Source organism: Psychrobacter sp. SHUES1, from assembly GCF_001652315.1.
Classification (GTDB): domain Bacteria; phylum Pseudomonadota; class Gammaproteobacteria; order Pseudomonadales; family Moraxellaceae; genus Psychrobacter; species Psychrobacter faecalis.
Window position 1 is genome coordinate 1 of record NZ_LXWA01000093.1, and the last position, 8,669, is coordinate 8,669.

Genomic DNA, 8,669 nt, shown 5'->3' on the forward strand with positions numbered 1-8,669 from the left:
CAAATTATGACTTAAGCACGGTTAATGACTTATGGATACATCAAGGCTTGAGCCCCAATCAAACTTATTTGGATACGGTGCAGCGCTATTACGGTGGTAAAGTCACCACTCTTGATTTTAAAAACAGTCCTGAACCTTCCCGTCAGACTATCAATAAGACCATTGCCAAACATACCAAGCAGATGATTCCTGAGCTGCTCGCAAAAGATAGTGACCCCTGCCGTCAATCCCGTATATATAAACTTGGGAGATTTTGATTACGCAGCCTGACGATAATAATCAAACCACACCTGTCTTGGCGATTTATAGCCTAAACCCTTTTGAATCCTAGTCTGATTATAATATAACTCAATATATCCAATGATATCTCTGATAGCTGCAAACCTTGTTTTATAGTCTTGGTGATATACTAGCTCGTTCTTCAATATGCCCCAGAAGCTTTCTATGGGTGCGTTGTCAAAGCAGTTGCCTTTACCGCTCATTGAACCTGTAAACTGATGCTGCTTGATGATCTTGTGGTAAGCATGGCTACAGTACTGACTGCCTCTGTCAGAGTGAACGACTAGCCCTTTGCTTGGTTGTTTATTCTTGATGGCCATGTTCAATGCTTTGCATACTAGATCTGCGGTCATTCGCTTATTGATCGCATAGCCGACCAGCTCTTTGGTATATAAATCTTTGACTCCCGCTAAATACAACCAGCCCTCAAGCGTCCAAATATAGGTGATGTCACTGGCCCACGCTTGGTTAGGGCGACTGGCATCAAACTCTTGATCCAACACGTTTGGATAGACCAGTTTGTTGTGATTGGAGTCGGTGGTGACTTTAAAGCGTTTGTGGCGACGGCATTTGATGCTGTATTCCTCTTTGATGCTTCTGACCATGCTCACTTAGATGCGCATGCAGACGCTCAACACCATAGCGCTCATGAGTTTCACTGTGAGCGGCTTTAACGAGTAGCTCACAATGGTTGCGATGTATCTGCTGCTTGCTGATATCGCGACTCAGCCAGTCGTAGTAACTTGAATGCTTAACCCTTAGCACGCGGCACATAGTGGTGATGGTAAAGAAGTGCTGGTTATCTTTGATGAAGGCGTACCTGACTAGCTGTTTTTCGCGAAGTACGCCGTCGCCTCACTCGAGCATAGCTCTCCCCTTGCGTCGGGGCGAAGCAGTGCTTCGCTTTATCCCTCCTCATTTAAGATCTCTCGCTCCTCTTCGGCAACTTTGAGCTGTCGTTTGAGCTGCTTTATTTCTTGAAGAGCTGTGATAAGATCAGGGTCGTATTGCTCTGTGCCGACAAGCTTGCCTTGGTTGGCTTTGTTATGCCAATTCGATAGCGTTTGCATGGCAATGCCAAGCTGCTTTGCGGTTGCTGAGATATTGCCATTATTGTCTGATATCTTCTTAACGGCTTCAGCTTTAAATTCTGTGCTATAGGTTCTTATTTTCTTGACCATGATAAACTCCGATTAATATGCTTAGTTTACCAAGTTTACTTGTACGGTTTCTTCAGCATAGCTCAAGCCTTTAAATCAGCCGCTACGGCCTTCTTATCCGTCCATGGTACAAACTTCATGGAGTAACGCACCATATGCACGATACACAGCTGAACCTGAGCGTTGGGATAAACCGTATTGATGGCATCAGGGAAGCCCTTTAAGCCGTCGACACAGGCAATGAGGATATCTTGTACCCCGCGGTTTTGTAGTTCAGTGAGAACACCCAGCCAGAACTTAGCGCCTTCATTCTCTGATAACCACATACCAAGCAGCTCTTTTTTACCGTTAAGAGCAACACCTAGCGCCAGATAGATAGCCTTGTTGATGATCTGCTTGTCTTGACGTACTTTAACGACAATGCAGTCTAAATAGACGATAGGATAAACACTGCTCAGCGGCCGGTTCTGCCAAGCGGTGATGTCCTCTAAGATGTTATCGGTGACTCTTGAAACCAAGCTGCTTGAGATGTCGACATCGTAGAGCTCTTTAATGCTCTCTACAATCTCGGTGGTGGTTTGACCCTTGGCGTAAAGGAATATGATCTTGTCATCGAGACCTGAGATACGGGTTTGATGCTTACTAACGAGTACAGGCTCAAAGCTGCCACCGCGGTCTCTTGGGGTGGATATCTCAAGATCGCCTGTGTCACTGCGGACGGTCTTTTTAGTGTGCCCGTTACGCTTATTAGGTTTATCCGCCTTTTCATGCTTGGGATAGCCGAGATGGTCTTCCATCTCAGCTTCTAAGGCAGTATCAATAAAGGATTGCATGAGCTGCTTTTGAAAATCTTTGATGTCATCGAAGCTGTTCATGCTACCAGCCATTTGCTCGGCCAGTTTCTTGATGTCAGATTGAGTAGTCATTGCTTATTCTCCTGTTATTGGATTATAAGCAGTTACACAGTTTTTAGGAAAGGCTCTATTAGCTTTTTTATTTCATTCATCTTTTTATAGACATCAAAATAGGCTTTTTACTTAGCAGTAGTAAGCCTGTTTCCGATGTAATGAGTCTCGCAAATGTGCAACGAGCAGTTTTAACTTTTGATCTGGTTGCCTGGCCTTAGGATATACTGCATACATGCCCAGTTCCTTTCGTGTAAACCGTTGCAAAATCTGAGTAAGTGTATGTTGTTGTATCTCCTCATGGACCAACGCTTGGGGCAAAAAAGCAATGCCTAAATCGCTGAGCGTGGCTTGTTTAATCGCACTAAGATGATTGCTATGAAACCTACCATGGACAGGCATTAATTGCTCTGTGCCGTCTATACATACTGGCCATATGTTGTTAGAGGTATTATCTAACTTATAGATTATGCACTCATGATTGTCTAATTCTTCAGGGGTTTGAGGCGTACCATATCGCTTTAAATAGTCTGGCGTCGCACATATCACCCATCGGCTATCTATAAGACGTCTTGCAATGAGCGATGAGTCTTCAAGCTCAGCGGTCCTTATTGCCAAATCAAATCCTTCCTCTATCAAGTCAACCAATCGATTGGTAATTTGTAACTCTACCGATACTTCAGGGTGTTGTTTACAGAATTCAGCAATAGATTCGCTCAATATGAAATTCGCAGAGACCACAGGCAGGGTTATACGTATATGGCCTTTCATATCTTCGCCGTAACCCGTTACTGCATCTTCAGCTTCCTGAAAGGCATGTTTAGCAATTTTAGCTTTGTCGTAAAGCGTCCTGCCGGCATCGGTTAAGCTCAACTTTCTAGTGGTTCTATAAATGAGTTGAGTATTTAAGTTCTCTTCTAATCTTGCAATGCGCTTGCTCACTACTGAATTGGTTAATGATAGCTTTTCAGCGACTTTAGAAAATGACCCTTCCTCAACAACTTGGACAAATAAAACCATATCGTCAGCTTTGACCATACTTGTGCTCCAATTGGCGTAATGCGGATTAGATTATAGCAAAAAAGGAAAATAATATTGTCCATTGATGCAATATATCAATTAATTAACAAGGCGTAGACTATTTTAGGGCTTTTTGAACATGGGCCATAGACTGTCGCAAGTCGTGCTCGGTTTTGTCTACAAGACGGCTTGGATAAATTAGCAGTCCCTGTTTGTGAATGTTTAATACAACTTAGTCATCATTGAGTCGTCAAAATAAAGGCTGCGATGACTTGGTTCAGGGAAGATCGCACAATCAAAAGGATGTAATTTTGAATCAAACAATATATGGGCTTTTGGCATTACTGCCAATCGTTCTCTGTGGTATTTTTCTTATAGGCTTGCAATGGTCAGCTAAAAAAACAATGCCTATCATTTTAGTTGTTACCGCTGCGCTTGCCATTTTTATATGGGATATGACGCTTAACCGAGTGTCATCATCTATTATTCAGGGTTTGGTGATAACTGTCTCGGTGTTGTGGATTGTCTTTGGTGCTATTTTTCTGTTGAATACATTAAAACATACTGGTGCAATCGCCGTTATCCGTGCTGGGTTTACCAATGTATCGCCAGATAGGCGTGTGCAAGCCATTATTATTGCATGGTGCTTTGGCTGCTTTCTTGAGGGTGCCTCAGGTTTTGGTACAGCTGCCGCTATTGCTGCGCCTTTGCTGGTGGCGATAGGATTTCCAGCGCTGGGTGCGGTGTTGATGGGAATGATGATACAAAGTACACCTGTATCATTTGGTGCGGTCGGTACGCCTATCGTTATTGGGGTAAATAATGGGTTAGATAAAGCGGCCATTAGCGCTCAACTGGCACAAGAAGGACTACAGTGGGGCGACTTTTTACAACTGATTACCAGTCAAGTGGCTATCATGCATGGTGTCATTGGTACGTTTATGCCACTTTTTATGGTGATGATGCTCACCCGCTTTTTTGGTAAGAATAAAAGCTGGAAAGAAGGCTTCGCTATTTGGCCGTTTGCGATTTTTGCAGGCTTGGCATTTACAATCCCTTATATGATAACCGGTGTTTTTTTAGGGCCAGAGTTTCCTTCACTGGTCGGAGGTTTAGTTAGTATAGCCATTGTTGTAAACGCTGCTAAAAGAGGGTTTTTAGTCCCAAAAACAACTTGGGATTTTGCGCCTCAGAAAAACTGGCCAAGCGAATGGATGGGTAAACTGGTGGTCAGTAAAGAAGATGTGACGCTTGATTTAACCAGTAAAAAGATGTCTGCGGTTATGGCGTGGTTCCCTTATTTACTCGTTGCAGTCTTACTGGTGTGCTCAAGAGTATTCGCTGGATTTGAATCCTTATTAACCAGTGCAACGTTAGATTTTACGACGGTTTTAGGAGAGGCAGATGTAAGCGCTAGTTTTAGTCCTCTGTGCTTACCTGGAGGCTTGTTAGTAATAAGCGCCTTGGTTGCCGCTGCTCTGCAAACTAAAAAACCAGGTAGTGCACTAAATAATGCCTTTAAAGAATCAACTAAAACGGTCTTAGGAGCTGGTTTTGTACTGGTTTTTACGATTCCAATGGTCAGAATCTTTATCAATTCAGGGGTAAACTTATCAGATGTGGCGAGTATGCCAGTCGCCAGTGCCGAGTTGTTTGCGGGTACTTTTGGCAACGCTTTTCCGTTAATTAGTTCTACCATTGGTGCACTAGGGGCCTTTATCGCGGGTTCTAATACCGTTTCTAACATGATGTTTAGTCAATTTCAGTATGAAGCGGCGGTGAGCCTACGTATTTCACCTTCTTTAATCATAGCGTCTCAAGCTGTTGGTGCCGCAGCCGGTAATATGGTTGCCATACATAACGTGGTGGCTGCATCAGCAACGGTGGGTTTACTTGGTATGGAGGGCGCCACACTTAGGCGTACTATTTTACCCACCATATACTATGTGTTGTTCTGTGGCATCATCGTCATGGCCGCCATTTACATTTTTGGTTTTCAAGGGCCCTTAGCATGATGAATGACACACAATCACAAGATAAGGAGCATCATATATCTTCGTCAAATCGCGATTCTCAAGGCATGCTTAGTCCTGATCAAGTACTAGACAAGCTAACACAATTACTGGGTGCTAGTAATGTACAGGCTGATCCAGAGAAAAATGAGCACTATAGAATGGGGTGGCGCTCTGGTGGTGGCAGTGCCTTAGCCGTTTTATTTCCGCAAACACTGCTGGAGATTTGGCGTAGCCTAGAAGTATGCGTTGAAGGCGACTGCATCATTATCATGCAAGCGGCTAAGACAGGTCTGACTGAAGGCTCAACACCGAGCGGTAATGACTACGATAGACCAGTTGTGGTGATTAATACGCTTGCAATGAACCAGTTGTATTTGGTGAATGACAACGAGCAAGTGATCAGCTTGCCTGGTGCGACATTGCATCAGCTACAAAGTCAGCTTAATGCTGTCAATAGAGCGCCTCATTCCGTCATCGGTTCCTCGACGTTAGGCGCGTCTATTATTGGCGGTATATCTAATAACTCTGGTGGGGCTTTGGTCAAAAGAGGGCCCGCCTATACCGAGCTTGCGTTGTTTGCCCAAATAAACGAACAAGGACAGCTGGTATTGGTTAATCATCTAGACGTAGAGCTAGGTGATACGCCAGAAGAAATACTGACTAATTTGCAAAATGGTAATTTTGATAAAAGAGAATTACCTGATAGTGGCAAGCTCGCATCTGACAAAGAGTACATCGCCAGAGTAAAAGACGTTGATGCAAGCACGCCCAGTCGCTTTAATGCGGACAAGCGCAGACTGTATGAAGCCAGTGGCTGCGCTGGCAAGCTTGCGGTGTTTGCAGTACGTCTTGACACTTATCCAATAGCGGCAAAAGAGAAAACCTTTTACATAGGCACTAACAGTGTGAGTGAGCTTGCACAGCTCAGAAGGCAGATACTATCAAGCTTCGACAATATCCCTGAAGTGGGCGAGTATATGCATCGTGATATATTTGATGTCTCCGCTAAATACGGTAAAGACACGTTCCTAAGTATTAAGCATCTCGGCACAGATGCCTTACCTAGATTGTTTTCTATCAAAGGCGCTATTGACGCTAAATTTCATAAGTGGTCATGGATGCCAAAGCATTTTACTGACAAAGTCATGCAGTTCATCGCTACTCTATTTCCAAAGCATTTACCGAAGCGCATGATTGAGTATCGTGAACAATATGAGCATCACCTAATCTTAAAAATGAGTGATGAAGGGATAGCAGAGGCACAGGATTTTCTGAAGACCTTCTTTGCTGCTTCAGACACGGGTAACTATTTTGAATGTAGCCAGGAAGAGTCAGAAAGCGCGCTTTTAAATCGTTTTGCGGCAGCCGGTGCCGCATTACGCTATGAAATCATACATGAAAAAGAAGTTGGTGAGATATTGGCATTAGATATTGCCATACCGCGTAATGAATTAGAATGGCTTGAAACCCTACCTGAAGAAATTGAAAAACACTTAGAGATGAAGCTGTATTACGGACACTTCTTTTGCTATGTGTTTCATCAAGATTATATTTTGAAGAAGGGCAGTGATGCACACCTTGTTAAAAAGATGATGTTAGAGCTATTGAGCGCACGCGGAGCCAAATATCCTGCTGAGCATAATGTAGGGCATCTATACGAAGCAGAGCCTGATTTGCAGAATTTCTATAAAAGCCTAGACCCAACCAATAGCTTTAATCCCGGCATCGGTAAAATGTCGAAAACCAAACGTAACTGCTCGTGCTGTGTGTAATAGTGAGTGTGGGTTGAGCTTGCCGCTTCAAAAATAAGCCAATTGCATCCATCGTTTAGCACTAATCAATAAATAATTAGAGATTCAAAAATATTACATAGATATTTAACAGAATAAGGGCAAGCGTATGATTATTTCATCTCCAAACGACTACAGGGCTGCTGCCAAGCGCCGACTGCCACCATTTCTATTTCATTATATAGATGGCGGTGCTTATGAGGAATATACCTTAAAACATAATGTTGAAGATTTATCGAAAATTGCCCTTAGACAACGTGTACTAAATGATATGTCACTGCTTAGTCTCGAGACGCAGTTATTTAATGAAACTCTGTCTATGCCTGTCGCGTTGTCACCCGTGGGTCTGACAGGTATGTATGCCCGCCGCGGAGAAGTGCAGGCCGCTATGGCAGCCGATCAAAAAGGCATTCCGTTTACCATGTCGACAGTTTCGGTTTGTCCGATTGAAGAAGTAGCGCCTAAAATTAACCGTCCGATGTGGTTTCAGCTTTATGTATTAAAGGACCGAGGTTTTATGAAAAATGCCTTGGAGCGTGCCAAAGCGGCGGGGTGTTCGACCTTGGTTTTTACGGTAGATATGCCAGTACCAGGGGCACGCTACCGAGATATGCACTCTGGTATGAGCGGTAAAAATGCTGCTATGCGCCGTTACTTACAGTCTATGACGCATCCGCAATGGGCATGGGATGTAGGGCTAAATGGCCGTCCGCACGATCTGGGCAATATCTCTACTTATTTAGGTAAGCCAACAGGATTGGAAGACTATATAGGCTGGCTAGGTAATAACTTTGACCCCTCTATTTCTTGGAAAGATTTAGATTGGATTCGCGAGTACTGGGATGGGCCTATGGTCATCAAAGGTATTTTGGACCCAGAAGATGCCAAAGATGCGGTGCGTTTTGGAGCCGACGGCATAGTCGTATCGAATCATGGTGGGCGACAGCTGGACGGTGTTTTATCCAGTGCACGTGCTCTGCCTCCTATTGCCGATGCAGTTAAAGGAGAGATTAAAATTTTAGCCGACTCTGGTATACGTAATGGCTTAGATATTGTGCGTATGTTGGCTTTGGGCGCTGATATTTGCATGCTAGGGCGCGCTTTTATTTATGCTTTAGCAGCGGATGGCGGTGCAGGGGTAAGCAATTTGTTAGAACTGCTAGATAAAGAAATACGCGTCGCAATGACCTTGACTGGTGCCAAAACGATTGCTGATATTAATTCTGACTGTTTAGTAAAGCTGGAGAATTAAACTTGAAGCCGTTAGTTTAGTCATCAATCGTAATAATGAAACTCATAATATTGTTGGCTGACTAGGGATAGACAGATATACCATTACAGGAATGGCTGACCCAGTATCACCAAAAAATAAATGATTAATCTCTGCACACGACAAAAAAATCATCCCCACCCGATTTTCATAGGTTTAGGGGTTAAAAAGCTAACTAACTGTCGAAATACAGTCTTATCATTGTTAAAGAACACCAAGTGAAGGCCCTC

General features: G+C 43.6%; 5 protein-coding genes and 2 pseudogenes. 4 read left to right on the forward strand and 3 right to left on the reverse strand.

Annotated elements, in window-relative coordinates:
* Positions 1 to 257: serpin family protein (locus tag A7325_RS11735; RefSeq protein WP_319822957.1), on the forward strand; the 257-nt coding region annotated here is incomplete at its 5' end.
* On the opposite strand, the pseudogene A7325_RS11740 reads toward A7325_RS11735, so the two are convergent.
* From A7325_RS11740 to A7325_RS11755, 3 genes and pseudogenes are all read right to left on the reverse strand, one after another.
* Positions 258 to 1,460 (reverse strand): annotated as a pseudogene (locus tag A7325_RS11740) (IS3 family transposase).
* Positions 1,461 to 1,525: 65 nt separating this feature from the next.
* A pseudogene (locus A7325_RS11750) lies at positions 1,526 to 2,365 on the reverse strand (IS256 family transposase); the annotation flags it as partial.
* Between the two features lie 111 nt (positions 2,366 to 2,476).
* On the reverse strand, positions 2,477 to 3,382 hold the full coding sequence (locus A7325_RS11755; protein WP_068408371.1) for a LysR family transcriptional regulator: 906 nt from the start codon (positions 3,380 to 3,382) through the stop codon (positions 2,477 to 2,479).
* Between the two features lie 293 nt (positions 3,383 to 3,675).
* On the opposite strand from A7325_RS11755, the gene A7325_RS11760 reads away from it, so the two are divergent.
* From A7325_RS11760 to lldD, 3 genes are all read left to right on the forward strand, one after another.
* Positions 3,676 to 5,379: an L-lactate permease gene (locus A7325_RS11760; protein ID WP_068408373.1), complete on the forward strand. Its 1,704-nt coding sequence runs from the start codon at positions 3,676 to 3,678 to the stop codon at positions 5,377 to 5,379.
* Between the two features lie 65 nt (positions 5,380 to 5,444).
* Entirely contained in the window at positions 5,445 to 7,151 is a 1,707-nt protein-coding gene (gene dld, locus A7325_RS11765) for a D-lactate dehydrogenase (protein ID WP_068408377.1), read from the forward strand.
* Between the two features lie 127 nt (positions 7,152 to 7,278).
* Positions 7,279 to 8,421, forward strand: a complete 1,143-nt coding sequence (lldD, locus tag A7325_RS11770; RefSeq protein WP_068408375.1) for an FMN-dependent L-lactate dehydrogenase LldD — start codon at positions 7,279 to 7,281, stop codon at positions 8,419 to 8,421.
* Positions 8,422 to 8,669 lie beyond the last annotated feature (248 nt).